23 protein-coding genes, 1 tRNA gene and 2 pseudogenes are annotated in these 24,912 nt (G+C 63.0%); 11 read left to right on the top strand and 15 right to left on the bottom strand.

The window, feature by feature from the left end:
- From IOC82_RS15180 to IOC82_RS15170, 3 genes and pseudogenes are all read right to left on the bottom strand, one after another.
- A partial coding sequence (locus tag IOC82_RS15180; RefSeq protein WP_290547049.1) for an FG-GAP-like repeat-containing protein occupies positions 1–1,666 on the bottom strand: 1,666 nt, incomplete at its 3' end.
- 535 nt (positions 1,667–2,201) lie between these two features.
- Complete coding sequence (locus IOC82_RS15175; protein WP_290547050.1) at positions 2,202–2,432, bottom strand: hypothetical protein; 231 nt, start codon at positions 2,430–2,432, stop codon at positions 2,202–2,204.
- A gap of 76 nt (positions 2,433–2,508) precedes the next feature.
- Positions 2,509–2,748: pseudogene (locus IOC82_RS15170) on the bottom strand (transposase family protein); the annotation flags it as partial.
- 207 nt (positions 2,749–2,955) lie between these two features.
- On the opposite strand from IOC82_RS15170, the gene IOC82_RS15165 reads away from it, so the two are divergent.
- From IOC82_RS15165 to cysA, 4 genes and pseudogenes are all read left to right on the top strand, one after another.
- Positions 2,956–3,978 (top strand): sulfate ABC transporter substrate-binding protein, encoded by a 1,023-nt coding sequence (locus IOC82_RS15165; protein ID WP_290547048.1) that lies wholly within the window; start codon positions 2,956–2,958, stop codon positions 3,976–3,978.
- Positions 3,978–4,823, top strand: coding sequence for a sulfate ABC transporter permease subunit CysT (gene cysT, locus IOC82_RS15160; protein ID WP_290547047.1), 846 nt, complete (start codon positions 3,978–3,980; stop codon positions 4,821–4,823). The genes IOC82_RS15165 and cysT overlap by 1 nt, the downstream gene beginning before the upstream one ends.
- Complete coding sequence (cysW, locus tag IOC82_RS15155; RefSeq protein WP_290547046.1) at positions 4,816–5,691, top strand: sulfate ABC transporter permease subunit CysW; 876 nt, start codon at positions 4,816–4,818, stop codon at positions 5,689–5,691. The genes cysT and cysW overlap by 8 nt, the downstream gene beginning before the upstream one ends.
- Before the next feature lie 16 nt (positions 5,692–5,707).
- Positions 5,708–6,424: pseudogene (gene cysA / locus IOC82_RS15150) on the top strand (sulfate ABC transporter ATP-binding protein); the annotation flags it as partial.
- Positions 6,425–6,618: 194 nt separating this feature from the next.
- Here cysA and IOC82_RS15145 read toward each other — a convergent pair.
- Complete coding sequence (locus IOC82_RS15145; RefSeq protein WP_290547045.1) at positions 6,619–7,332, bottom strand: RlmE family RNA methyltransferase; 714 nt, start codon at positions 7,330–7,332, stop codon at positions 6,619–6,621.
- Positions 7,329–8,327 carry a Ppx/GppA phosphatase family protein gene (locus IOC82_RS15140; RefSeq protein WP_366935688.1) on the bottom strand — a complete coding sequence of 333 codons (999 nt, stop codon included), beginning with the start codon at positions 8,325–8,327 and terminating at the stop codon, positions 7,329–7,331. Before IOC82_RS15140 ends, IOC82_RS15145 begins: the two co-directional genes overlap by 4 nt.
- 281 nt (positions 8,328–8,608) lie before the next feature.
- On the opposite strand from IOC82_RS15140, the gene IOC82_RS15135 reads away from it, so the two are divergent.
- The 3 genes from IOC82_RS15135 (at position 8,609) to IOC82_RS15125 (ending at position 11,429) form a co-directional block, all read left to right on the top strand.
- Positions 8,609–9,460, top strand: a complete 852-nt coding sequence (locus IOC82_RS15135; protein WP_290547044.1) for an ATP-binding protein — start codon at positions 8,609–8,611, stop codon at positions 9,458–9,460.
- Positions 9,461–9,469: 9 nt separating this feature from the next.
- Complete coding sequence (locus IOC82_RS15130; RefSeq protein ID WP_290547043.1) at positions 9,470–11,296, top strand: DUF87 domain-containing protein; 1,827 nt, start codon at positions 9,470–9,472, stop codon at positions 11,294–11,296.
- 59 nt (positions 11,297–11,355) lie between these two features.
- Positions 11,356–11,429, top strand: a tRNA-Gln gene (locus IOC82_RS15125).
- 458 nt (positions 11,430–11,887) lie between these two features.
- Here IOC82_RS15125 and IOC82_RS15120 read toward each other — a convergent pair.
- The 9 genes from IOC82_RS15120 to IOC82_RS15080 all read right to left on the bottom strand — a co-directional run bounded on the left by IOC82_RS15120 (position 11,888) and on the right by IOC82_RS15080 (position 19,756).
- Complete coding sequence (locus tag IOC82_RS15120) at positions 11,888–12,511, bottom strand: hypothetical protein (protein ID WP_290547042.1); 624 nt, start codon at positions 12,509–12,511, stop codon at positions 11,888–11,890.
- 353 nt (positions 12,512–12,864) lie between these two features.
- A complete protein-coding gene (locus tag IOC82_RS15115; RefSeq protein WP_290547041.1) occupies positions 12,865–14,070 on the bottom strand; it encodes a phage major capsid protein in 1,206 nt (401 codons plus the stop codon).
- A gap of 2 nt (positions 14,071–14,072) precedes the next feature.
- The gene (locus tag IOC82_RS15110) at positions 14,073–14,759 is read right to left on the bottom strand and encodes an HK97 family phage prohead protease (RefSeq protein WP_290547040.1); all 687 of its coding nucleotides are present in this window, start codon (positions 14,757–14,759) and stop codon (positions 14,073–14,075) included.
- Positions 14,760–14,912: 153 nt separating this feature from the next.
- Entirely contained in the window at positions 14,913–15,173 is a 261-nt protein-coding gene (locus IOC82_RS15105) for a hypothetical protein (protein ID WP_290547039.1), read from the bottom strand.
- A gap of 430 nt (positions 15,174–15,603) precedes the next feature.
- Positions 15,604–16,998, bottom strand: coding sequence for a phage/plasmid primase, P4 family (locus tag IOC82_RS15100; RefSeq protein WP_290547038.1), 1,395 nt, complete (start codon positions 16,996–16,998; stop codon positions 15,604–15,606).
- Positions 16,995–17,546 carry a hypothetical protein gene (locus IOC82_RS15095; RefSeq protein WP_290547037.1) on the bottom strand — a complete coding sequence of 184 codons (552 nt, stop codon included), beginning with the start codon at positions 17,544–17,546 and terminating at the stop codon, positions 16,995–16,997. Before IOC82_RS15095 ends, IOC82_RS15100 begins: the two co-directional genes overlap by 4 nt.
- A gap of 253 nt (positions 17,547–17,799) precedes the next feature.
- On the bottom strand, positions 17,800–17,997 hold the full coding sequence (locus IOC82_RS15090) for a hypothetical protein (RefSeq protein WP_290547036.1): 198 nt from the start codon (positions 17,995–17,997) through the stop codon (positions 17,800–17,802).
- A gap of 45 nt (positions 17,998–18,042) precedes the next feature.
- Positions 18,043–18,543: a hypothetical protein gene (locus tag IOC82_RS15085; protein ID WP_290547035.1), complete on the bottom strand. Its 501-nt coding sequence runs from the start codon at positions 18,541–18,543 to the stop codon at positions 18,043–18,045.
- Positions 18,544–18,571: 28 nt separating this feature from the next.
- Positions 18,572–19,756, bottom strand: a complete 1,185-nt coding sequence (locus IOC82_RS15080; protein WP_290547034.1) for a site-specific integrase — start codon at positions 19,754–19,756, stop codon at positions 18,572–18,574.
- 228 nt (positions 19,757–19,984) lie between these two features.
- Between IOC82_RS15080 and IOC82_RS17190 the strand changes: the two genes are divergently transcribed.
- The 4 genes from IOC82_RS17190 to IOC82_RS15065 all read left to right on the top strand — a co-directional run bounded on the left by IOC82_RS17190 (position 19,985) and on the right by IOC82_RS15065 (position 24,555).
- Positions 19,985–20,518 (top strand): DDE-type integrase/transposase/recombinase, encoded by a 534-nt coding sequence (locus tag IOC82_RS17190; protein WP_366935689.1) that lies wholly within the window; start codon positions 19,985–19,987, stop codon positions 20,516–20,518.
- Between the two features lie 182 nt (positions 20,519–20,700).
- Positions 20,701–22,452, top strand: coding sequence for an alginate export family protein (locus IOC82_RS15075; RefSeq protein WP_290547033.1), 1,752 nt, complete (start codon positions 20,701–20,703; stop codon positions 22,450–22,452).
- Positions 22,453–22,489: 37 nt separating this feature from the next.
- Positions 22,490–23,536, top strand: a complete 1,047-nt coding sequence (locus tag IOC82_RS15070; RefSeq protein WP_290547032.1) for an SDR family NAD(P)-dependent oxidoreductase — start codon at positions 22,490–22,492, stop codon at positions 23,534–23,536.
- A 14-nt stretch (positions 23,537–23,550) separates the two neighbouring features.
- The gene (locus tag IOC82_RS15065) at positions 23,551–24,555 is read left to right on the top strand and encodes an SDR family oxidoreductase (RefSeq protein WP_290547031.1); all 1,005 of its coding nucleotides are present in this window, start codon (positions 23,551–23,553) and stop codon (positions 24,553–24,555) included.
- Between the two features lie 126 nt (positions 24,556–24,681).
- On the opposite strand, the gene IOC82_RS15060 is transcribed toward IOC82_RS15065, so the two are convergent.
- A partial coding sequence (locus IOC82_RS15060) for a transposase (RefSeq protein WP_290547030.1) occupies positions 24,682–24,912 on the bottom strand: 231 nt, incomplete at its 5' end.

Raw genomic sequence — 24,912 nt, 5'->3', positions numbered from 1 at the left:
TGTCGTTGCCGCCGAGGCCGGAGATCGTATCGTTGCCCGTCCCGCCGGTGAGCGTGTCGGCGTTGTCGGTGCCGATGATGGTCTGGCCGCCACCGCTGTCCGTCCTCTTGCCGTAGATCACATAGGCCGCGCCGGAATTAGAGCCGTTCACATCGGCGCCCGACGCCCCCACGATGAGGTCGTCGATCCCGTCGCCGTTGACGTTGCCCGCCGCCGAGACGGAAGAGCCCGCAGAGTCGCCCGCTGCCACGCCGGTGATCCGGAAGCCGTTGGCGCCGGTGAGGCCGGAGAGGTTGAGGGTCGGAGCGAACCCGCCCGCCTTGCCAAACACCACATAGGCCGCGCCGGACTGCGAGCCATTCGGATCAGCGCCGAACGCGCCGACGATGAGATCGGCGAAGCCGTCGCCGTTGATGTCGCCGGCAGCCGAGACGGAAGAGCCCGCATAGTCGTTCGCTGCCACGCCGGTGATCCGGAAGCCGTTGGCGCCGGTAAGGGTGGAGACGTCGAACGTCGCCCCGAATCCACCCACCTTGCCGAACACCACATACGCCGCGCCGGACTTCGAGCCGGCGTATTCCTCCCCGACGATGAGGTCGTCGATCCCGTCGCCGTTGACATCGCCGGCAACCGAGACGGAATCCCCGAAGTTGGCGATCGATGCGTTGACGATCCGGAACCCGGTCGTGCCGTTCAGGGTGGAGAGGTTGAGGTTTGCTGCAAATCCACCGGCCTTGCCGAACACCACATACGCGGCTCTGTCCGACCCCACGATGAGGTCGTCAATGTTGTCGCCGTTGATATCGCCCGCGCCCGAGATCGACTCCCCAGCCGTGGAAAATGCCGGCGCGCCGGTGATCCGGAAGCCGTTAGCGCCGGTGAGGCTGGAAGCACTGAAGGTTGCTGCAAATCCGCCGGCCTTGCCGAACACCACATACGCCGCGCCGGAGTTCTTGCCGTTCGTACCGGCGCCCCAGGCCCCCACGATGACATCATCGAAGCCGTCGCCGTTGATGTCGCCCGCGGACGAGACGGACCAGCCCGTGCTGTCAGCCTTCAGTATGCCGTTCAACTGGAAGCCGTTGGCGCCATTCAGAGTGGAAAGGTTGAGGTTCGCCGTGTACCCGCTGGCCTTGCCGAACACCACGTACGCTGCGCCAGCGGTGTTGAAAGCTCCTCCACCTCCACCCTTGCCGTTCGTGCTGACACCGGAAGCTCCCACCAGCAGGTCGTCGTACCCGTCGCCGTTGACGTCGCCCGCAGCCGAGACGGAAGCGCCCGCAACGTCGCCTTTCTCTTCGCCGCTGATGCGGAACCCGGTCGTGCCGTTCAGGGTGGAGAGGTTGAGGTTGGTCCCGAACCCGCCCGTCTTCCCGAACACCACGTACGCCACGCCGGAACCCAAGCCATTCACGTCAGCGCCCGGGGCCCCGACGATGAAGTCGTCGATGCCGTCGCCGTTGACGTCGCCGGCATCCGAGACGGACCAGCCCGCAGAGTCGCCCGCTGCAACGCCGGTGATCCGGAAGCCGTTGGCGGCGGAGAGGGTCGACAGATTAAGTGTGGGGCCGAAAGGCGACGCGGCAAAGCTGTTCGAAACCCACAGGGATAACCAACAGCAAGCGCCGAGTGTGGAAAGCTGAAGCGCACGGCGGATCGACGGCATGACGGATTCTCCCGGTTGAAGTGTTTTTTAAGTTACAAAATTAACTGACAGTACACTGCGGGCGCACAACGTGTCAATCCTTCAGGTTGTGGCAAGGTAAACGCAAGCCGGTAACCGGCACGGCCCTTAATCCGGATTAACAGGGCTGAGCGACGATCTGGGCCATGTATTTGGGGTTTCGCGCTGCTTTGTTTCCGCAGAGTTTGAGGCTTCGCTCGCCGGTTACGGCGCGCAGGATGTTGAAGGCGAAGTGGCGGACGGCGGCCATGTTGGCGGGGCAGTGGCCGGTGTTGGGATGTGGCCCTGTCCTCGCCGAAGCTGACGTCGAACATCCAGTGCAGGCTGTTCTCGACGGCCCAATGGCCGCGCACGGCCTCCGCAAGCGCCTGGGGCGTCATCGGGCGGGAGGAAACATATAGGCTAAGCGCGTCGCGGTGGTCTGCCTGCCCTTTTCCCATGCCGTGCCGGTCACCCTGGCGATCAGGGCCAGCCGGGGGAAGCGATGCTGGCCGGGATAGCGCCGGCAGCCGCCCAGTCAGTCGACGCGGATCGAGACACCGACGGCGCGTTGCTCGACCAGGCCATGGCCCTTGCCGGGGCCGCTCGTGGTGGCGGCATCGCCAGTCCAGGGATCCTCGAAGAAGCGCTCGATCTCGCCCATCAGGCCGGACTGGTTGGCCTTGACCGCCACGAGATAGTCGGCCCCGGCGCCGGGAATGGCTGGCGCGCGAGGTTTTGCCGTCGATGGCGGCCAGCGCCGGCGCATCGGGCCGGATCGCCGCCGCCCAGGACTGCAACATGTCCGAAAACAGCGCCGGTTCGATCCGGTTCAGCAGGATGCGCAGCCAGCGCGAGCTGGGAATGCCGCGTCGATAGGGCCGATACCGCCGCAGAAACGGCAGGTTGTCCTCGCCCCATTCGACAATCGCGTCGAAATCGTCGCACGCCCCTATCATGCCGCCGACCACCAGAAGCAAAACCTCCGGAAGCGGATCGGCCACCCGCCAGCTCTCCCGGTCATCCTCCAGCACCGCAAAATGATCCAAAAGCACGCCAAGACGCGGCCGAGACCCAAGGTCCATGGATGCCTCCCACTGCATCCATCCCGTGAACCCGACCCGCCGACCTCGCGCTACATCCCGCGTTAACCCACGTTCAGGGCCGTACGGAAGTCCCGCCGTAAAGCCTGAAATCTTTCTTTAGAACGGTTTGTTCGGGAAATAGAACTTTTTGACTTGATCACCCACTAATTCCGTATAGTATTCGGTCATCAACTGGAGGAGACCGAAATGCGCCTGATAACCCGACGTTCAATAGCCCTTGGCGCCGCCGCGCTGTTCCTGTCCTTCGGGGCCACCCAGGCGCTGGCGGACCGCACCCTGCTCAACGTGTCCTATGATCCGACCCGCGAGTTCTACAAGGAATTCAACGCCGCCTTCGCCGCCGATTGGAAGGCCAGGACGGGCGAGACCATCACCATCGAACAGTCGCATGGTGGCTCCGGCAAGCAGGCCCGGGCCGTGATCGACGGCCTCCAGGCCGACGTGGTCACGCTGGCACTGGCCGGCGACATCGATCAGATCGCCAACAAGACCGGCAAGCTGCCCAAGGACTGGGCTGCGAAGCTGCCGCACAATTCCGCGCCCTATACCTCGACCATCGTGTTCCTCGTGCGCAAGGGCAACCCCAAGGGCATCAAGGACTGGGGCGACCTGGTGAAGGAGGGCGTGCAGGTGATCACGCCCAACCCCAAGACCTCCGGCGGTGCGCGCTGGAACTATCTCGCGGCCTGGGCCTATGCCGCAAAGCAGCTCGGCGGCGACGAGACCAAGGTCAAGGAATGGATCGCCGACCTCTATCGCAACGTGCCCGTGCTCGACACCGGTGCGCGCGGCTCCACCACCACCTTCGCCCAGCGCGGCATCGGCGACGTGCTGATCAGCTGGGAGAACGAGGCCTTCCTCGTCCAGAAGGAATTCGGCGCCGATAACTTCGACATCGTGGTCCCCTCGCTGTCGATCCTCGCGGAGCCGCCGGTCGCTGTCGTCACGGGCAATGCCAAAGCCAAGAACAACCTCGATGTCGCCGAGGCCTATCTGAAATTCCTCTATTCGCCGGAGGGCCAAAAGCTGGCGGCGAGGAACTTCTTCCGCCCGGTCGATCCTTCGTCCGCCGATCCGGCTGACCTCGCCCGCTTCCCCAAGGTCGAACTTGTGTCGGTGGACAAGGACTTCGGCGGCTGGGCCAAGGCGCAGAAAGACTTCTTCGCCGATGGCGCGATCTTCGACCAGATCTACCGTCCGACCAACTGATGAGTGTTCTGCCGTCCTCCCTGCGGCAGCCCAGCGCCCTGCCCGGTTTCGGGCTGGCGCTGGGCGTTACGCTGGCCGCTCTCGGCCTCATCGTGCTCATTCCGCTCACGGCCCTGGTGCTGCGGGCGGCGTCCATCGGCCCCGCCGAGTTCTTCAAGATCGCCAGCGACCCGCGCACGATTGCCGCCTTGCGCCTGTCCTTCGGCACGGCGCTGGTGGCGGCCCTCGTCAACACCGTCTTCGGACTCCTCATCGCCTGGGTGCTGGTGCGCTACCGCTTCCCCGGCCGCCGGCTCATCGACGCGGCGGTGGATCTGCCCTTCGCACTGCCCACCGCGGTCGCCGGAATCTCCATGGCTGCTATCTATGCGCCGAATGGCCCCATCGGCTCGATTGCGCAGAGCCTTGGCTTCAAGATCGCCTATACGCCGGCCGGCATCGTGGTGGCGCTGGTCTTTATCGGGCTCCCCTTCGTGGTGCGCACCGTGCAACCCGTGCTGGAAGAGGTCGAGACCGACATTGAGGAAGCTTCCGCCCTGCTCGGCGCCAGCCGGCTCCGCACGGTGTTCCAGGTGGTGCTGCCGCATGTCTATCCCGCGCTTCTCACCGGTTTCGCGCTCGCCTTCGCGCGCGGCGTGGGCGAATACGGCTCCGTCATCTTCATCGCCGGCAACATTCCGCTTGTGTCGGAAATCGCGCCGCTCTTGATCGTCATCAAGCTCGAGGAATTCGACTATGGCGGGGCCACCGTCATCGCCACGCTGATGCTGGCGATTTCCTTCGCCATGCTCTTCCTCATCAACGCCATCCAGAGCTGGAGCCGGACCAAACATGGCAATGTCTGACCGCGTCCTGCCGCTGGCCCACACGCCGGAGCGCGCCAACTCCGAAACGGCGCTGACCAAGGTCATCCTGATCGGGCTGGCCGTGCTGTTCCTTGTGGCCATCCTCTTCCTGCCGCTCGTCACCGTCTTCATTGAGGCGCTGCGCAAAGGGTGGGGCACGCTGTTCGAAAGCTTCGGCGACCCGGATACGCTGGCCGCGATCCGCTTGACTCTCCTCGTCGCCGCCATCGCCGTGCCCTTCAACGCGGCCATCGGCCTTGCCGCCTCCTGGGCCATCGCCAAGTTCGAGTTCAGGGGCAAGAACCTGCTGCTGACGCTGATCGACCTGCCCTTCTCGATCTCGCCGGTCATCTCGGGCCTCGTCTACGTGCTGCTGTTCGGCGCACAAGGGTGGCTGGGACCATGGCTGCAGGCACATGACATCCAGATCATCTTCGCCGTGCCCGGCATCGTGCTCGCCACCGTGCTCGTCACCTTCCCCTTCGTGGCGCGCGAATTGATCCCGCTGATGCAGTCGCAGGGAACATCGGAAGAAGAAGCCGCCCTCCTGCTCGGCGCCTCGGGCTGGCACACCTTCTTCAAGGTGACGCTCCCCAACGTGAAATGGGCGCTGCTCTATGGCGTGCTGCTCTGCAATGCGCGGGCCATGGGTGAGTTCGGCGCCGTGTCGGTCGTCTCGGGCCACATCCGCGGCCTCACCAACACCATGCCGCTGCACATCGAGATCCTCTACAACGAATACAACTTCGTCGGCGCCTTTGCGGTTGCCTCGCTGCTCGCCGGCCTCGCGCTGTTCACGCTCTTGGCCAAAACCGTCCTCGAATGGCGCTTCGCCGGCGAAATCGCCGCAACGGCGCGCCGCCATTGATCCAAGGAAACACGCCATGTCCGTCCCCGTCCGTGTGAGAAACCTCGAAAAGACCTTCGGCCGGTATCCGGCCCTGAAGGGCGTCTCGCTCGATGTCGAAGCGGGCGAACTCGTCGCGCTGCTCGGCCCTTCAGGGAGCGGCAAGACCACCCTGCTCCGCGCCATTGCAGGCCTCGAGCAGCCCGATGCCGGCCAGGTGCTGTTCGGCGATCTCGATGCCAACACGCTGTCCCTGCGCGAGCGCCGCATCGGCTTCGTGTTCCAGCAATATGCGCTGTTCAGGCACATGAAGGTGTTCGACAACATTGCCTTCGGCCTGCGCGCGCGTCCGCGCGCCTCGCGTCCCTCCGAAGCCGGGATCAGGTCGCGGGTGCTGGACCTCCTCCACCTCGTGCAGCTCGACGGGCTCGAGGCGCGGTATCCCGCCCAGCTCTCGGGCGGCCAGCGCCAGCGCGTGGCGCTCGCCCGCGCGCTCGCCATCGAGCCGCGCGTGCTGCTGCTCGACGAGCCTTTCGGCGCCCTCGATGCGCGAGTCCGCAAGGACCTGCGCAAGTGGTTGCGCGATCTGCACCAGCGCACCGGCCATACAACACTCTTCGTCACCCATGACCAGGACGAGGCCTTCGAATTGGCCGGCCGCATCGCCATCCTCGACCATGGCCGCATCGCGCAGGTCGGGACCGCGCAGGACATCCTCGACCGCCCGGCCACGCCCTTCGTCGGCAGCTTCATCGAAGGCATCGCCCGGCGCGAGGCGCAGGCCAGGGAATGGACGAAGCCCCATGTAGTGGCCAGCAGATAGGCGAACGCGAGCCGGGCTGAATGCAAAATGGCCGGGACGGGCCCGGCGATGGCGAAGGAAGATTTTCTGGACATTGCGCCTTTCTAGCACATCGAGCGCGCGCTGTCAAGGACTAAATTCGTATATTAGGAAGCGCCTTTGTCCACCCCGCCGCGGAACCCCATCGCCAGCACGAAAAGCTCGGCCGAGTCGTCGCGGCTCGCCATCGGCTTGACGTGGCGGACCGAGGCGAAGTCCTTCTTCATCATTTTCAGCATCTCGCCCTCGGTGCCGCCGCGCAGCACCTTGGCCAGATAGGCGCCGCCGGGCTTCAGCACGTCCTTGGCGAATTCATAACCGGCTTCCGCCAGCGCCATGATGTTGATGTGGTCGGTCTGGCGGTGGCCCGTGGCGTGGGCCGCCATGTCGGAGAGCACGCAGTCCGCCTTCTCGCCGCCCAGGGCCTCGATCAGCAGGGCCGGCGCATCTTCCTCGAGGAAATCCTTCTTGAAGATGGCGACGGAAGGGATCGCATCCATGCCATGCATGTCAATGGCGATCACCTTGCCGCGTCCCTCGTCCGCCTTGGTGCGTTTCACCGCCACCTGGCTCCAACCGCCCGGCGCGGCGCCTAAGTCGACGATGCGGCCGCCAGGCTTCAGGAACTTGTACTTGTCGTCGATCTCGGTGAGCTTGAAGGCCGCGCGCGAGCGGTAGCCCTGCTTCTTCGCCTCTTGCACGTAAGGATCGTTGAGCTGGCGCTCCAGCCAGTTTTTCTGCGAAACGGTGCGGCCCTTGCCAGTCTTTACCCGCACTTTCAGGCGCACGCCCGGCTTCTTGCCGCTTCCCGGCCTGCTCATGCTGCTCCCCCGTAGGTCCCATCTTCCTTCATCAGCAGCGTGAGGATTCCTTCGCGCAAGCCCCGGTCGGCAACGCGGATGCGCTGTGCAGGGAAGGCCAGCCGGATTTCCTCGAGAATGGCGCAGCCCGCCAGCACAAGGTCAGCGCGCTCGCGCCCGATACAGGGGTTCGCCGCCCGCTGCTCGTAGGACAGGTGCAGCAGGCGATGCGTCACGGCCCCAATGTCATCGGTGTCGAGCCAGCAACCATCGACGCGCGCGCGGTCATAACGCTGCAGCCCGAGCTGCACGCCGGCGATGGTGGTCACCGTGCCCGACGTACCGAGAAGGTGCGAGGGCACCGGCGGCGCACCGCCATTGGCGGCGGAAACGCGCTGGGCGAACGCCTGCAGCATGGGCCTGAGAAATCCGCGCATCGCCTCGAATGAGGCGGGCGTTACGTCGACCCCGCCGCCGAAGCGCTCGGAAATGGTGACCACACCAGCGGCAAGCGAGGTCCATGCCACCGTCTCGAAGCGCTCGCCCGCGCGGCGCATCCACAGCACCTCCGTGGAGCCGCCGCCGATATCGAAGACCAGCGCGGTCTCCGCCTCGCGGTCGACCAGCGGTTCGGCGCCCACTGCGGCAAGCCCCGCTTCCGTCTCGCGGTCGATGATCTCGAGTTTAAGGCCCGTCTCGTTCTTCACCCGGTCGATGAACTCGGACCCGTTCTCCGCCATGCGGCAGGCTTCCGTCGCCACCAGCCGCACCCGCTCGACCTTGCGCCAGCGCAGCTTGTTGGCGCAGACGCGCAGCGCGTCGACCGTGCGCCCCATGGCATCCTCGCTCAGCCGCCCGGTCTGCGCCAGCCGCTCGCCGAGTCGGACGATGCGGGAGAAAGCATCGACCACCGCGAACCCATTCTGGGTAGGGGTGGGGGTTGCAATAAGGAGGCGGCAGTTGTTTGTGCCGAGGTCGAGGGCGCCATAAAGGCCCCCCGGCGGCGGCTCGCGCAACACGGGCTTTTGCCGGGCATGCTGAGCCCCGGCCGCCGGTTTGCGCCTTGGCCGGTCCCTGCCCGGCCTGCTGGTCGCATCCACGTCCAAACCTCTCGAGGGCAGCCCGGCTCGACGGAGAACCGGAGCGGCGGAGGCCGCCCCTACAAACATTGCGTTATGCCGAATGTAACAGTTTCGGCCTTCCCTCACAAAACAAATTCTGACCGGATTCGGTGGATCACATTAACCTGAATTTGAGACATGAAGTGGCAAATGGGGTTGTAACTCAAGGGTAGGTAATGAGAACGTTCGGCGCCAACTGGTTCAGGGAAGGCTCTCTCATCGGCGAGTTTTCGGACCATCTCGGTCTCGCCATTCCGCAGCACAAACAGGCCATCGCGCTGCAGGCCGCCAAGGTTGACGCCGAACTGGCGTCAAAGGCCAAGTCCGAGTTCATCGCCAATATGAGCCACGAGCTGCGCACCCCGCTCAACGCGATCATCGGTTTTTCCGACATGCTGCATACCAAAACGGTGAGCAGCCCGGAGAAAGTCCACCAATACACCGGCTACATCAAGCAGGCGGCCGAACACCTGCTCGAACTGATCAACGGGATCCTCGATGTCTCCAAGATCCAGGCCGGCAAGCTGGCGGTGGAAAAAGAGGTGGTGGAGTTGGCCCCTGCGCTGGCCTCCTGTCTTCTTATCGTCGAGGCCAAGGCGCGCGAGAAGAACATCGGCGTCGAACACTGTATTTCCGATGATCTCCCGCCACTGATGGCGGATCCGCTGCGGCTGAAGCAGATCCTCATCAACCTCCTCGGCAATGCGGTGAAGTTCACGCCCGAGAAGGGTAATGTGCGGATCGCCGCCACCGCCTCCCCCGCCGGCGCCGCGCTGATCGTGGTGGAGGATACCGGTATCGGCATGTCGCAGCAGGAGATCGAGACGGCGCTGCGCCCCTTCGGCCAGGTCGATTCCGGCTTCAACAAGCGGCACGAGGGCACGGGGCTGGGCCTGCCCATTGCCTATGCCCTCGCAAGAATGCATGGCGGAGACCTGCGCATCTCTTCGGAAAAGGGCAAGGGCACCCGCATCAGCGTGACGTTGCCGCTCGCCCATCCTGCGCCATCCGACTCCAACCTTCATTAAGAGCGACAGATGACATCACAGGAAAAGTCCCCCTCCCGCATCGGCCGCATCGTCGCAGTGACGGGGGCGCATGCGGTGATCCTCGTCGACGGCGGCTCGGATGCCGACGTGCGGGCCAAGACGCCCGAAATCGGCACGCTGCTGCGGGTCGATACGCCGCGCACCATTTCGCTCTGCATCGTGTCCGCCCTGTCGTCCCCGATGCCCAGCCACATGCCGGACGAGCCCGAGACGCGCATCATCGAGGTGGAATTTCTTGGCGAACTGCCAAGGGACGATCAAGGAGAGCCCATGAACTTCCGACGCGGCGTCTCCTGCTATCCTTCGCTCGGCGATGCAGTGCACCGCGCCTCGAAGCACGAGCTGGAAAGGGCCTACGCCTATCACACGGACACCGCGATCCAGGTCGGACACATTACGCAGGACGAGGCCATTCCGGCGATGGTCAAGATCGATGAGCTGCTGGGCAAGCACTTCGCGATCCTCGGCACCACCGGCACGGGCAAATCCTGCACCGTGGCGCTGCTGCTGCGCCGCATTCTCGAGAGGAACCCGCAGGGCCACGTGCTCCTTCTCGACGTGCACCGCGAATATGCGCACGCCTTCAAGGACATTGCGGAGGTCATCAGCCCCGCCAACATGAACCTGCCGTTCTGGCTTCTGAACTTCGAGGAAATCGTCGAGATTCTCATCGGACAACAGGCAAACCGCGAGGCAGACATCGAGATCCTGCGTGAGCTGATACCCGCGGCAAAGCTGCGCTTCATGAACAACCAGCGCCGCGAGCGCCCGGCGCTGCAGCGCGCCCGTGAGCAGGTGGAGCCTTCCGCCATCGGCGTCGACACGCCGGTTCCCTACCGCTCCTCCGATCTGATCGGCATCCTCGACGAGCACATGGGCAAGCTCGAGCTGCGCGGCGAGCTCGCCCCCTACAAGCGGCTGAAGGCGCGGCTCGAGGCAATCAACCGCGACAGCCGCTATGCCTTCATGTTCGGCTCTCTCACCGTGCAGGACACCATGTCCCAGGTCCTGGCGCGGCTGTTCCGAATTCCCGTCAACGGCAAGCCCATCGCCATCCTCGAACTCGGAGGCCTTCCGTCGGAGATCATCAACGTCGTCGTCTCGGTGCTGGCGCGCCTTGCCTTCGATTTCGGCGTCTGGAGCGCGGGGCGCATTCCCATCACGTTCGTTTGCGAGGAAGCGCACCGCTACGTGCCGGTTGACAAGACGCTGGGCTTCGAGCCCACCAAACGCGCCATCTCCCGCATCGCCAAGGAAGGCCGGAAGTACGGCATCTCGCTGTGCATCGTGTCGCAGCGCCCCGCCGAGCTCGACGCCACCATCCTGTCCCAGTGCAGCACCATCTTCTCGATGCGCCTGACCAACGAGCGCGACCAGGCGATCATGCGCGCCGGCGTGTCTGACGCGGCGGCGAGCCTGCTCGACTTCATGCCCACCATGGGCATTGGCGAAGCCATCACCTTTGGCGAGGGCGTTGCGCTGCCGACCCGCATCAAGTTTGACATGCTGTCGCCCGAGGAATGGCCGATGAGCAACACCGCCTCCGTCACCGGCAGCTGGGCGCGGGAAATGCCCGACGATGGGTTCCTTCAGGAAGTCGTGCTGCGCTGGCGCGCCCAGAGCTTCGCGCCGGAGGGCACGATATTTGAAACACTACGGCAGGCCAACTTCGGGCAACCTCCTGCCAGCCCCGCAGCTGACCTCACCGCCCCGCTCCGGCGCCTTGCCGGTGCCCAGCCCGCCGCGTCCCGCACCCCAGAGGCCGGCGAAGAACGCCAGAGTCTCGCAAGTCTGATCCGCCAGATCCGCAGTTGAGGCAGATAACCCCTTGCGCGACAAGGACCCAGCGGCTATTGAGCCGCCGGTAGGCCCGTTGGGGGATCGTCTAACGGTAGGACCGCGGACTCTGACTCCGCTAGTCTAGGTTCGAATCCTAGTCCCCCAGCCACTTGATTTTATTAGATAAAATCGAAAATCCTTAGAACTCTTTCGGCCAGGAAGTAATCATTATGTAAGCCTTTCGGGGGCATGAAAAAGGCCGGACGTTCCCGCCCGGCCACGCCGTTCATGGTGTTGAGGGTCACCAAGTCCCGCCCGCAGATACTCGCTTCCCAGTATCGGCTCAGATCGGCCTAGGGGCTGGGGCATTACCCGCCGCCCGCCTTAACATCGGCCAGTCCCCCCCCGAATAGCCCGCCCCATGTAGATTGCCCCACCGTGGCCACTCAGGACGTAGCCAGCAGTTTCAAGACGCACCACGCCACGGCTGTATCTGACTTTGTATCAGATTGATGCTTCTCAATCATACCCAGAACATCGGCTGGCTGGTGAGCGCCGTACTCCGCGCACTCCAAGTTTACATTCGTCCGTCTTTGAGAGTTTCCGAGAGTATCGTGCTCGACTGCCCTAGTTACCTGTTGATCGCATACGCTCTGAATTCGAAATTGCCTCTCCAATCTTTCGCATGCTGTCCTTCAATGCGACGCCTGCGGCTGAGGCAAGACTCTTGGCTCCACCTTCGCAAGCCATTCCGGCCTCTTGGTCGGCACTGCCTTGACCCTCAACGGTAGCGCCGAGAACCCGGCCAGCTTTCACAGAATCTACGGTAACAGATGCTACCAAGGTTGCAGAGGCCGACATATTTGCCGACCAGAAGCCCGGTTGCACCTCAAGACGCGGGCGCAATTCTTCTCCACGAACAACTATCAGTCCCCGCGCACCTGCCGCTGTAACCTGTTGCCGGCTCATGGGGCCTCTTACAATTTCAACCTGTTCGACCACATTATCAATGGTCTGCCGAACCGACGTTTCAAAGGGACCAGACATTTCTATGGGAAATTTGTGAGCGCTACAGGCGTAACCTGCAGGCTTAACTGGCTTAGCCAGTGGGCTCGCGTCTACGTAAAGCAGCCACTTGCCCGGAACCTCCGTGCCGAAAGACGACACAACGTTGTAGGCGGGAGCCTCACGAACCTCCGCATTGTAGGTGCATCCTGCAAGTAGAACCGACAGCATCATGATACGGCGCATTACAGTCACCAGAGCCCGAGTTACCTTGAAGCTATCTTGGGCCACACTTGAAGGCAAGGCTCTGGCGGAGAGCCAATAGATCAGTCACGGCGCCCCACCGGCCAATGCGTTTTCGTGTGCTAGCTGGTGCCAAATTCACCTGAAGAGCAGCGCCGCTAACAGTGCAAGCTTTAAGACAAGCGAGACGGTGGAAATGGTCGCAAGAGTCCAAATCATCCGGATGGTCATAGAAGAGTTCTCCACAAAACAAATGGGGCGGCACGGTGATGGCAACCGCGCCGCCCCGCCGTCGCGCGGGGGATGAAATGCGCCGGGCGAGAAAGGTTAACCGCCCGGCGTATACACGCGCGAAATCACGTCGTGCTGACTTTCAAGAGCTTGATTGCTTCACTGTCCAGGATGTTTCCGCCGACTCGCCTCCGAATGTAGAATTTGACCAGGCCGGGCGTGCTGATGTTGTCATCGACGGTGATGCGCAGCCCGCCCTGATCGGCGATCAAATAGCCGCTGTTAAAATTCCCAAAAGCGATTGGGAAATTATTCGCCGCGATCGCCTGCATGTCCTCGGCGAGGACAACAGGTCGCCCAAGGAGCGTTGCCGGTGCGGCCTCACTGAGCGCCGGTGCCCACAGTGACCGGCCCTGAGTGTCTTTTAGCAGCTGCACCACCGCCGCCGTTGCGCTGTTCATCACCCAGTTGCCGTTCTGCCGGTGTCCAGCTTTGAGCGCCCAATACAAATTCACAATTCCGTCTACGGATGAAATCGCCGCAGCCGCGCCGCCCACGACATATTGCAAAGTGCCGGATGCCCGCGACGAGTCCGCCGTGGTGACCGGGGTTGGTCCCGAGAGGAAGCCGGTGGGGCGATTGGTGCCGTTGCCAGCCACGAATGCCGCGCCCTCGGTGGCGGCAAGCGCCACAGCCGCGGATTCCGTGAGCCAGCTCGTGATGTTGATGGCCGAATCCATCATGAGTTCCTCGGTGGCGGCCATCAGCGCATAGCAGGTGCCATAGCTCGGTGTCCGGAGGTCGAGCGTCGGTTCGGCCGTGGCGGTGCGGGTCACGTTCTCAGCGATCCAGCCCGAGCCCGTTCCCTGCCGGTCGAGGGGAAATTTAGTGCCGGTCGAGCTCACTTCAACGGCGCGCGCAATCAACCGGATCGGCGACAAATTAGTCAGCCGGCGGACGATATCTGTCATGACCGGGGCCGGTACCAAGTGCCCGCCATCGGCGCCGGTCAGCGTGGTGGACGTGCGCCGCTCATCCGGACCGGAAACGGCCGCCTCAGCCTCCATGAGCCGGGCGCGCTTGTGATAGTCGCCAGGCCTCCGCAGCCATTGCTCAAAGGCGTCGCGGTGGTCCAGCTGTTCGCGGGTGTAGGTCGTGCCGCCGCCGGTGCCGGTCAGCGCCGCGCGGCCCATCTTGCGCTCGATGTCATCGGCGCGCTTCGTCGCCTGGGCGGCAAGCCGTTCGGCCGTGGCCAGCCTCTCCATCATTTCCTCGAGGTGAGATTTAGTCTGCTCAAAGGCGGTGTTGATGCGTTCCAAAGTGTCGGTCATGGTCAAGAATTCCTAAGGTGAGTGTTGAGGGTTCTGAGGTTGCGCAAAAGCTGTTGCGCGGCCCGTTCATCGCTTTCGGCCGATTTGGTGAGTTGAGGCCAGCCGCCCGCCGCAACGGCACGAGCCGCGCCCCGAGATAGGCCAGCTTCGCGCAGCAGGTCTTCGAGGTGTGCCCGGTCGCGAAGCTGCAGGCCCGCCGATTTCACATTGGTGACGCGCGCGCCGGTGTTGCTCGGGAAGGTGACAATCGACACTTCGTACAGGTCGATTTCCGTCAGGATGCGCCGCCCCTTCAGCCCGGATTTCGCGCCGGACGGCGGGACCCTGAAGCCGATTGACAAGCCGTTCAGCGCGCCTTGCCGCAAAAGCGAATAGGCCTCACGGCCTCTTTGGGTGTCGAGGTTTAGTTTGCCCTTAACGGCTAAGCCCCGGTCATCTTCTCGGGCGTCCTGCCAAACGCCGATCGGTTGAGCCAAGTCGTGAGCCCAAAGCATCAGGGGCATGGTGCGTGCCGCCCGATGCTTGGCCATTGATGCCCCGAATGCGCCGGGCGCAACAACGTCGCCATGCAAATCCGTGGATTTGAAGACGGAACCATATCCCGAGATTTCGCCCGTCTCGGTGTCGCCGGCGAAGCGAAGCTCTAGGGGTGATCCGTGGTCGAGGTCAATTTCATCGAGATGCCGCAAGGCGCAATTCCTCCGTCAAGAAAACCGATGAGAAACATTCGGCCTCTTGCCCCGGCCCTGCCGGTGGCTTGGAGGTGCGCGCCGGGCCAGCCGGTCGCAGCGCTTCCGAATATGGGCGATTTCCGCTCAACCGTCAATCCCTCCGTGGGCAGATCAATGCGCGGTGGCGCCCTCGGCCTCGGCCCGCTCGGCGATTTCCGCCGCCAAGGCTTTAAGCGTTCTGGAGAGCCCGCTTGACCCGTCAATTTCGAGCTTGAGGCTGGACGCAGCGCAAAACGCGGCGTCGGCCACTAGTCGCGCGTCAAGCCCGGCGTCAATCAGGCCCGTGAACATTTTGGCCAGCTTCGCGCTGACAAACCTAACTTGCAGCCTGTCCATGTCGCAGCGGGTTTCCTCGGTCGGGGTGGCGGTCATCGGGAGTTCCTCTTGTGGTTGATATGTTCCGTGAACGGACTTTTTATTGTAGATTTGCGGATTTGCGTGTGAATTGCCCACCGCCGGTACCCGCAGGCGTTGATTCAGACTTTTGATGGGGACCAGGGGGCAATCCGTTGCCTTTTCTGAGGGCGTTTATGTTTTTCTGTTCCCCAACGCCGGTACCGGTGGGCATTGCGCCAGAGAATCGAAGGGGGCCCCAGGGGGAGGGGGGCCTCAAAGTCTGGCGAAGCTTGGCGGGTTCCGGTGGTGGGCAATACAAACGCAACAAGCCGAAATTCGAAGCCGGGGTTCAGATCTGGAGCTCTCAGGTGCATCGGTGACGCGTTTGACACGTATTCCGGAAATCACCGTTACGCGCGTACGCGTGCGCGCGTAACGGCGTTAATCCAAGAACCCGTCACATGCGTCACCGGGGTTCGCTCCAGTCTCTAACGGGCGGGGTCTGCAATCTTAGGCCACCGTATCCGCGCGCGGCCTTGGTTCGCATTGGGAGGTAGCCTCGGGTTTCAAGAGCCTGGCCGAACCGCTTGGCAGAGCCGACGAACTCGCCAGCGGTCTCTGCCCACACGCGCCACGAACCGTAGAGCGCCGAACTGCTCTCCCAGGCGATAGAGTCCACCTCACAACATTCCTCAATCCATGCTGCGAACGCGTCCTCGGCTTCGAGGTATGTCGCCGTTGCATCAAGGACGGCTTGCGGCGGCCTCAGGCCGGTCTCCTGCCAATCAAGGCAACCTCGGACAGCCCAGGCGAGGATACCGGGCCACTCGGCCCGCAGCTTGTCCTTGAGGTGCGGGTCGCGTTCATCGGGCGGGATTGTCACCGTGAAGGGCACGAGATGGAAGCGGCGACGGATGGCCTCATCCACGGATCGGAGGCCGGGCTTGTGGTTGCCTGCAATGAGCAACTTGAACTGAGGTGTGAACTCGAAGAAGTCTTGGCGCATGAAGCGGGCGGAAATCCTATCGCCGCCGGTCAGGCTTTTGATCCGGCTCTCCGCCCAGCGCCTGCCTTCCTCCGTCTCGATCGCCATGACCAGTCGCGCACCTCGAAGCCCGGCGAGGTCTGTTGGATGGCGGTCGCCGTTCGTAGCCGTGAAGGTCTCGATAGGCGCGGTCTTGGCGTAGTCGCCAATAACGCTAGCCACCGTGTCGATGAAAACGCTCTTGCCGTTTCCACCGGTGCCATAGACGAAAAACAGCGCATGAGCAGACGTATCGCCAGTAAGAGCATATCCGGCCATGCGTTGCAGGAACGCCTGCAACTGGTCATCGCCTGCTGTAACGCGATAAAGGAACCTGTCCCACGTCGGGCAATCTCCACCGGGACCAACTGCCGTCTGTTTCGTGCAGTATCGCGTCGCCTCGTGCGGAGAGGTTTGGCCTGTCCGCAGGTCGATCACACCGGCAGGCGTGTTGATAGTCCACTGGCAGGCGTCCCACTGGTCAACCGTCGCCGCGATCCGGCGGTCCGTCTTTGCCAGCCGCTCGGTTGCCGCAATGGTCTTGGCACTGAGCACGGCAGCCGCAATGCGCTCCGATCCACACTTGGCGGCCCGCTCCCGGCAGATCGCGCGCGCAATGTCCAACGCCTCGAGGCTGTCGTCAGTCTTCCAGACCGTGCCGTTCCAGATGTACCAGCGGCCCCAGGGTTCAACGAAGCGCAACCGGTGCTGCTGCTCGTCCGCGAAGTGGCGCGCAAGAGCATCGTCGCTGAACTCGCTGGGCCGGGGGTCAGCGTCCTCGGCTGTCTGCTGCCGCTTCATACGCTCGTACTCACGAAGAGGAATCGGATCCGTCATGCGGCGGCCCTCCAGTTGCTCTGGGAAGGAAGGACTGCGATCTCCGGCAGGCGCGGCCTCATGTGCTTGCGGTAGGTTCCGAGAATGGATTCCGCGACCGCGATCCGTTCGACGTGGCGCAACTGCTCAAACGCCCATTCCCAGCGAAGGACCACGATGCCGCGCCGGTCAGCCCGCAACCAGTCGAGCGGACTTGCGTGAATGTGCAGCCATCCGCCGAAGGCAGTGACGCCAGGGTTTACGATTTCTTCGGCCCCCAGCGCGAAGGCCACTCCCCATTCCGTAGCGATTTCGCCGGTCCTCGGTCTCCACAGGACCGCGTCGGACTGCTCCGCGAACAAGAGCCATTCCGGCCCCTGCGTATCAGGCTCGAAAACGCCATCCGCGCCCCTGTTGCCGCGCGCCAGACAAAGCTGCGTCGGCTTGATGATGGCCTCGGGTGAAACACCGCGCGCCAATAGCCAATCAATATGAACCTGTCGAAGCAAGTAGTTGTCGAAGGTCGTCCCCGGTGTTCTGACAAAGCGCAGTGGATGTGTGCTGCTCATGCGTCACCGCCTTTCGCCAAGGCGTCGATAAGCACACCCAGCGGCCCGGCGGGCCTGCCATCATCAAGCCGGGTGATCGCGCGGCGGAAAGATATCACCAGAAGATCGGGCGTCACCGTCCAGGTTGCACCGATCGCTGAACTATGATATCCCGTCCGTGTACTGATTATCATGCCACCATCCACCCCCGTCCCGGCTGCCACCTGGGCGGGGGTCACTGTTTCAAGCGGATCGCCGTATTTAGGTCGCCGCATCAGGCAGCCTCGCCGATCATCGAGCGCCGCTCGGCTTCCTCAATCTGAGAGATGGGGAAAAGCAAACGCTTGCCGACGGTGATCGGCCTCAGACCGAGCGCGCGATACTTTTTCGAAATTGTGAAGCGTGTGCAGTGCCAGCGCGCGGCGAGGTCTTCGACAGTCAAGTGCGGGCTGGGGCTTGGTGCAGCTTTCATGTGCCGACTCCATTGTTTGGGCCAGCACCTAAAAACTACACAACATCAATCCAAATCAATGACACTATCGCTAATAATGTCATTTCTTTCCCGTCGAAAGTCCTCAAGGCGTTTTTTTATGTCTGGCCGCCCCAGCAAGTCAGCGATCGTGCTCCCAAATTCCTTGAGATGCTTCCGGTCAGAATCCGACAGCTTGGATTCCATTTCGGCGATTTGATTATCAAGCCTTGAGCGAGATTTTTGTAATTCCAGATGCCGTTTGCCGTACCGCGCGTGGTTTTGTTTGATAGCCTCGACAGAATAGGAATCTCCCAGCAAGTCCGCCAGCCGCGCCGCCGCGTGCGCGATCGTCCCATCGTTCACGGCGCGCTCATCTACGATCGCCGCTATCTCCGGACCAGTGAGCCGCCTTCTCTTAACGGCCCGAATGATGAAATCCGCAAACTCTCTTGCTTGATGATCAGAATCAAATTCACCTGGAAACTTTTGATACAAATGGGCCTTGACCAGAATATCCAAGTCTTCCGGCAGTAGTGAGTTCAGCATGGGCTTTGCCCGTGGCTTGGGTCCCTTATTACGCATTGCCACCGCCCGTCGCCTTGGCGATCTTGTCTAGTGCGTCGCGCGCAACCTCCTGTTCGAGGTGCGCATAACGTTGCGTGGTGGTGGCCTGGCGATGCCCCAACAGCTTGCCCACAACATAGAGGGAAACGCCCTGGCGGATGGCCGCCGATGCGAAGCTATGGCGCAAGTCATGAAGCCTCAATCTGCGAAGCTTGGCGCGACTTAGGGCGGACAGCCAGGCCTTCTTGAGGTCCATGATATGACCAGCCGCGGAATCGGAGAAGAAAACGAAGGGAGATGCGGTTCGCGGCAAGGCCTTGAGCACGGTCACAGCCTCAGCGGTCAGCAAAATGTCGCGCCGATTGTCGGAGGTCTTGTCCCTCTCCAGTTGGACAACCCGCCTCTCAAGGTCAACCGCTGCCCAGCGTAGGGATGTGATCTCTCCCAGCCGCGCGCCGGTGGCGATCAACAGCCGCAGCGCGGAAAAGGCAAGCCGCTGGGATGGCTTTTCGGCGATCAAGTCCACAAGAGCCCTATCAAGGAGGGCGATCTCTTCGGGCCGGTAGAAATTTTGCACCTCCCGGCTCTTCGTGGGCTTCACGTCGATCGGCTGTATCTTCGAAAATCCCCTCGTGCCAGCGAAGTTCAGCAGGCTCTTGAGCATGACCAGGGCGTGACTGCGCTGCCCTTCGGTCGGGATATCGTCCAGCCAGCGCCGGACCCGCGCTGTGTCGATCTTCTCCACTCGCTCTTTGCCGATAGACGGACGGATCAGGAGGTCATAGCGGGCTTCGTCGCGGGCAATCGTCGAATCGCGTTTGCGGCCCACGCCCCGCAGTTTGGGGAAACCCGCTTTCTTGTATTCATCCCATACTGCGTTCATGGTGACGCCGTCGCCATGCCTGGCGCGGCCCACGGCCTGAGAGGGGTCCTCCCCGCGCCTTGCGGCATTGAGCGCGGCAATCGCCAGGTCACGCGCGCCCGGCCTGTCAGGCGGGCCTTCGAATGGAAGGACTCCGACGCGGCCCAGCGTCATACGTTGGGACCTGCCGCCCGCGCGGAATTGGACGATGTAGGATTTCGCGCCCGGGGTCAGCCGGACACCAAACCCCCTCACCTCGGAACACCATTCGAAGGCCTGCCCCTTTTCAGGGGTCCGCAGCCTGGTTGCGCGCGTATCCGTCAGCCTCGCCATACCGGCCTTGTAAGCACGATGTAAGCGAGAAGCAACAATCATTGGCAATTCACGGCAACGCAAATCACAAATAATCCAGCATTATCAATCTATCGCTATCATCACCGCGTTATGGTTGGCGGACTCTGACTCCGCTAGTCTAGGTTCGAATCCTAGTCCCCCAGCCATCACTTTTGCAGCGCAGCAAATCCTAATAAATCAACACCTTATCCTGACGCCTTTGATGTTATACCCCTCCTGCTAGCCCCAAAATTATACCACTACGGGCTGGGGAAACGCTACTCCGGGGCTCCGCGCTCGGCCTCATACACCACGTCCCGGGACACTGCCAATCTGCTCGGCTTCAACAAGAACACGGCCCAAAGGATTTTCCGGATCAAGGGCTGGCAAGTCAGGAAGCGGCCGGTCGGTCGCCGTCCCAAGATAGATGCTGTCCCCTCTGTCGCAGCAGGGCCCGACCAACGCTGGGCCACAGACCTGTGCCGTGTCTGGGGTGGGCGGGACGGATGGTTGCCCCTGGCTCTGGTCATCGATTGCCACACCCGCGAACAGCTGGGTTGGCACATCTCCAGGTCCGGCAAGGCCTCCACTGCCGATGCGGCTCTCGAGCAAGCCTTGATCGCCCGCAATGGCAGTCTGGGCAGGGTTCAAAGCCCCTTTCTGCTGCGGTCCGATAACGGTCTGGTTCTCACCAGTTGTGATTACACCCGCCTCGTCAAGAGATATGGCCTCTGGCATAGTGGCGCAGCCTTCTGGAATTAGCCAGGACCCATGCTACGCCGATCCCGGCAGGACCAGGCGGTCCAGTCTGGAAACAAGGACACGGAACTGGCCGCTTCCTGCGCCGCCGTGGCGGGCCGCGTGCTTGCTGTTGCCCGCCGCAGCAACATGTTCCATCATCCGCATCGCCGCACACGCGCGGAGATTGAAACACGAGACGCCGCTTGCAAGGCCCTTCGGAAGTCCTGAAACAGTTCGTGCTCTGCCTTCTCGCGGGCCTTTTGACGCTGGCTCTCGCCAGGCCCGTGCAGGCCCAGTCCTATGGCGCCAGTCTCGGTTTCCTCAGCCTGCCGGTCGAGACGGTCAACGTCATCATCGCCAACCCGCGCAGCGATAAGTCCTACAATGACAAGGTGACGGATGGCCTGCGCAAATATCTCGCGGTCTATCCGGGCGACTACTTCAATCCCGCCGTGGCCGATTTCGCCATCGCCAAGGCGCGGCGCAGCCCAGACATCGACAACATCACCTACGCCTTCGCCCTTGGCCGGGCGGGCGGGCTCGATGTCACCTTCACCATCACGCTCGCCGAGAAGGGCAAGGGCTTCAAGGGCCAGGGCTATCTCATCACCAACAACTTGGCCGACTTGCCCGTGCTCTACGACAAGGACGGCACCTTTGTACGCGCCAAGCTCGAGGCGCTGTCGCTCACCTATGCCAACAACAATGCCTGGTTCGGCCAGCCGGACAAGATGCTGGCAGGCAATCCGCTGGTGCAGGGGAAACCGGCGGGAGCGGGCTACAGCCAGTGGCTTGAAGGCTATCTCCACTATGGCCTTTATGGCATCACCCCCATCAACGACAAGTTCTACGTCTATGGCGGCCTCAGCGCCATCAGCTCCGGATCAACCGGCCAGGAGCTGTTCACCAACCGGACACGCGGCTACACCTTCTTCGAGGATGCTTATGCCGGTTTCGTCACGGGCACGACGGATGCGAAGGGCAACCGTCTCGCTTTCAATTTCAGTGCGGGCCGCCAGAAGTTCCAGCTTGCCAATGGCTTCCTCATTGCCAACACCGCAGCCAATGGCTGGAACCGCGCCGCGCTGCAGGCCAATGCGCGCTGGGCGGCGGACCTCCTCGTGCTGGCGCAGTTGCGCTACAACAACACCAAACTCGAAGCGTTCTACGTGGAGCCTGACGAGCTTCCGGTGATCAACACCAACACCGGCCTTGCCGGCGTCAATATCGAGGCCCGCCCGATCCCCGGCCTCATGACGGCGGCGAGCTATGTGACGGCGCTGAAGGGCAACTTCGCCTATTACGGCCCCACTGGCGAGGTCATCGGCACGCGTGACGGCCTCAATGTCTATGACCTCCGCGCCACCTATACGCCGAAACCCTTGAGCCAGCCCGGCCCCTTCTTCGGCCTCGAGGGCGCGATCCAAAACCACCGCGACTTCGACATGTTCGCCACCGCTGGCTATGCCGAGGCGGGCTACAGCTTTGTCGACAAGCCCTGGTCGCCGTCCGTCAGCTACCGCATCGCCTATTTCTCGGGCGACGATCCCAACACCAAGACCTATGAGCGGTGGGACCCGCTGCTCTCCGGCGGCAATGGCGAGCAGTGGGTGCAGGGTTCCTCCATGTTCAAGGTGGTGCAGGACACCAACGTTCTGGCCCAGCGCATCGAGAGTCACTTCCGTCCCCTGCCCACGGTCGAGGTGGTGCCGCAGCTCTGGGCCTTCACCGCGCCCAGCCGTGACAATCTCGGCGGCAACCCGGCCTTGAGCTTCCTCGACGGCGACAATTACGGCTACGAGGGCAATGTCACGGTGAAGTGGTTCCCCAACCGCAACTGGTATGTCCATGGCATGCTGGCCTACACCGTGCCCGGTGGCGCAGTGCAGGACGCCTTGAACGACAATGCGAAGGACTGGTTCGCCGCCATGCTCTTCGTGCGCTACGCGCTGTGAAACCCGCCCATGCTTACGAACAAGAGGAGAGATCGCCATGGTTGACCGCCGGAATGTGATTGCAGGCGTGGGTGCTGTCGCCGCCAGCGTGGCCGCTGCGGCCAGCGCCGAGGGCGCGGAAGTCCAGCTCGAACTGGACCTCGGAACCTATGCAACACCGTGGAACCCGCCGGACCCCGTCATCGCCGGCCGCCAGAACATCGTGCCTGTGCCGGAGGATTATTTCATGCCCGGCCGCTTCGCCGGCAAGACGGCGCTGGTCACCGGCTGCGCCCGCGGCATGGGCCGGCTCGCCGCCATCAGGCTTGCGCGCGAGGGGGCCAGCGTCGTGGGCGTCGACTGGCTCACGGAGGAGGGCAAGGCGGTGATCGGCGGCATCGTCAAGGAGGGCGGCAAGGCCATCTTCATCCAAGGCGACATTTCGGAGGATGCCGTGTGCAAGGCGATGGTGCAGGCCGCGGTCGACACCTATGGCGGCCTGGACTGCGCGCTCAACAATGCGGGCGTCATGGATGCGATCTTCCCGGGCGATGCCATCGACTACGGGAAGCAGAAAGACCTCGTCATGTCGCGCATCGACGAGGCGACGGACGCTTATTGGGACGTCGTCATGCGCGTCAATGCCACCGGCACCTTCCGATCCATGCGCGCCGAGCTCCGCCAGTTCATGAAGCAGCAGCGCGGCGGCTCGATCGTCAATGTGGCATCCGTCGCGGGCCTGCGCGGCTTCGGCGGTACGCCGTCATATGTCGCCTCCAAGCACGCGGTGAACGGGCTCACCAAGAACGCGGCCATCGACTACGCGCCCTTCGGCATCCGCGTGAACTCGGTGTGCATGGCCACGACCCTCACCCCAATGTATGAGCGCGCCAAGGAGATCTTGAAGCAGCGCGCCATGAGCGGCTACAAGGAAACCGGCATCGGCATGCTGAAGATCGACAGCCTGCTGCAATGGAGCAACCAGCAGAAGATGGGCTCGACGGCGGCAGAGCAGGTGGCGATGATGCTCTTCCTGCTTTCGCCCGAATCCTCCAACCTCACGGGCGCGAACTTCGCCACAGACGGCGGCTTCACCACCTATTGATGGGAGAAACGGCAATGGAACGACGTGACATGATCAAGGCCTCGGCAACGCTGGCGGCGGCCGCCACAGTGGCAGCCGCGATGCCCGCTGCGGCGCAAACGGGCAATGCCACCGCGGGCGGCAATGCGCTGGTGGAAATCACCCCGCCGGACCCCGATGCCTTCACGCCCAACCGCTTTGCCGGCAAGACCTACATCGTCACCGGCTCGGCCCGCGGCATGGGTGCGGCTGCGGCCATGAGGCTCGCCCGCGAGGGCGCCAATGTGGTCGGCGTCGACTGGATCAAGGACCTGGGCGAGGCGGCCACCGCCGGGATCGTGAAACAGGGCGGCAAGAGCGTCTTCGTCTATGGCGACATCGGCGAGGCCGCGACCGCCGATGCAGCGGTGACCGCCGCGGTCTCCAATTACGGCAGGCTCGATGGCGCCATCAACAATGCCGGTGTCATGGACGGCGTCTTCTCGGGCGACCCCATCGATTACGAAAAGCAGAAGCCCCTGGTCTTCGCCCCCATCCATGAGGCGACGGAGGAATACTGGAGCAACGTGTTCCGCACCAATGCGCTCGGCACCTTCCTGATGATGCGCGCCCAGCTCAAGCAGATGGTGGCCCAGCTCAAGGGCGGCGCCATCGTCAATGTGGGCTCCATCGCCGGCATGACGGGGCTGTCCGGCAACCCCGCCTATGTGGCGAGCAAGCACGCGCTCAATGGCCTCACACGCAATGCCGCCATCGACTACGCGCCCTATGGCATCCGCGTGAATTCGGTCAACATGGCCGCCACCGACACGCCGATGATCGCGCGGGCTGGCGCTCTCGTCGCGGCCTCGCGCAAGACCGCTACCGGTCCCACCATGGGCAGCATCAAGACCCAGTCCATCCTCGCCTGGACCGACCCCAAGCACCGCCCCGCGACGGTGGCCGAGCAGGTCTCGATGATGCTGTTCCTGCTCTCCGGCGAAGCCTCCAACTTCACCGGCGGCATCTATCCCACCGATGGCGGCTGGACGGATTACTAGAGCGTGATCTGGTGCATGTTCTTGCCGGTCAGGTGATTCCACCTGATCGGCACATGCGCTAGGAGACTGTCTGGATAATCTGATTTTTGTTGTATTTGTGCATGGGGTTCAGCGGGATGTTCTGGCTCATGTTGCGGCCTTGGCCAGTTTGCAGAGGTTGTGTGCGGTGCAGATCAGGCTCCATTCGGCTCTGACGTTCTTCAGTCCCCTGAGGAGGAACTGCCGGAAGCCTCTGGCGTGCTTGATTTGACCGAAGACGGGTTCGACCACCTGCTTTCTTAGCCTGTAGCGCGACGACCGGCCGGCCTGCCGGATCTTTTTGGCCATGGCGGCCATCAGCGGTTTGCCGGTCAGCCT

The organism is Aestuariivirga sp., assembly GCF_020252395.1.
Taxonomy (GTDB): Bacteria; Pseudomonadota; Alphaproteobacteria; order Rhizobiales; family Aestuariivirgaceae; genus Aestuariivirga.
Note: the sequence above shows the minus strand (reverse complement) of the source record. Positions and strands in the feature narration are given on the sequence as shown.

What these genes read in the sequence shown, in the direction of transcription:
- IOC82_RS15175 (WP_290547050.1), bottom strand. Translation starts at nt 2,432, where the DNA reads ATGCGCCGGCGCTGGCCGCCATCGACGGCAAAACCTCGCGCGCCAGCC.
- IOC82_RS15165 (WP_290547048.1), top strand. Translation starts at nt 2,956, where the DNA reads ATGCGCCTGATAACCCGACGTTCAATAGCCCTTGGCGCCGCCGCGCTG.
- cysT (WP_290547047.1), top strand. Translation starts at nt 3,978, where the DNA reads ATGAGTGTTCTGCCGTCCTCCCTGCGGCAGCCCAGCGCCCTGCCCGGT.
- cysW (WP_290547046.1), top strand. Translation starts at nt 4,816, where the DNA reads ATGTCTGACCGCGTCCTGCCGCTGGCCCACACGCCGGAGCGCGCCAAC.
- IOC82_RS15145 (WP_290547045.1), bottom strand. Translation starts at nt 7,332, where the DNA reads ATGAGCAGGCCGGGAAGCGGCAAGAAGCCGGGCGTGCGCCTGAAAGTG.
- IOC82_RS15135 (WP_290547044.1), top strand. Translation starts at nt 8,609, where the DNA reads ATGAGAACGTTCGGCGCCAACTGGTTCAGGGAAGGCTCTCTCATCGGC.
- IOC82_RS15130 (WP_290547043.1), top strand. Translation starts at nt 9,470, where the DNA reads ATGACATCACAGGAAAAGTCCCCCTCCCGCATCGGCCGCATCGTCGCA.
- IOC82_RS15120 (WP_290547042.1), bottom strand. Translation starts at nt 12,511, where the DNA reads ATGCGCCGTATCATGATGCTGTCGGTTCTACTTGCAGGATGCACCTAC.
- IOC82_RS15115 (WP_290547041.1), bottom strand. Translation starts at nt 14,070, where the DNA reads ATGACCGACACTTTGGAACGCATCAACACCGCCTTTGAGCAGACTAAA.
- IOC82_RS15105 (WP_290547039.1), bottom strand. Translation starts at nt 15,173, where the DNA reads ATGACCGCCACCCCGACCGAGGAAACCCGCTGCGACATGGACAGGCTG.
- IOC82_RS15100 (WP_290547038.1), bottom strand. Translation starts at nt 16,998, where the DNA reads ATGACGGATCCGATTCCTCTTCGTGAGTACGAGCGTATGAAGCGGCAG.
- IOC82_RS15095 (WP_290547037.1), bottom strand. Translation starts at nt 17,546, where the DNA reads ATGAGCAGCACACATCCACTGCGCTTTGTCAGAACACCGGGGACGACC.
- IOC82_RS15090 (WP_290547036.1), bottom strand. Translation starts at nt 17,997, where the DNA reads ATGAAAGCTGCACCAAGCCCCAGCCCGCACTTGACTGTCGAAGACCTC.
- IOC82_RS15085 (WP_290547035.1), bottom strand. Translation starts at nt 18,543, where the DNA reads ATGCTGAACTCACTACTGCCGGAAGACTTGGATATTCTGGTCAAGGCC.
- IOC82_RS15080 (WP_290547034.1), bottom strand. Translation starts at nt 19,756, where the DNA reads ATGGCGAGGCTGACGGATACGCGCGCAACCAGGCTGCGGACCCCTGAA.
- IOC82_RS15070 (WP_290547032.1), top strand. Translation starts at nt 22,490, where the DNA reads ATGGTTGACCGCCGGAATGTGATTGCAGGCGTGGGTGCTGTCGCCGCC.
- IOC82_RS15065 (WP_290547031.1), top strand. Translation starts at nt 23,551, where the DNA reads ATGGAACGACGTGACATGATCAAGGCCTCGGCAACGCTGGCGGCGGCC.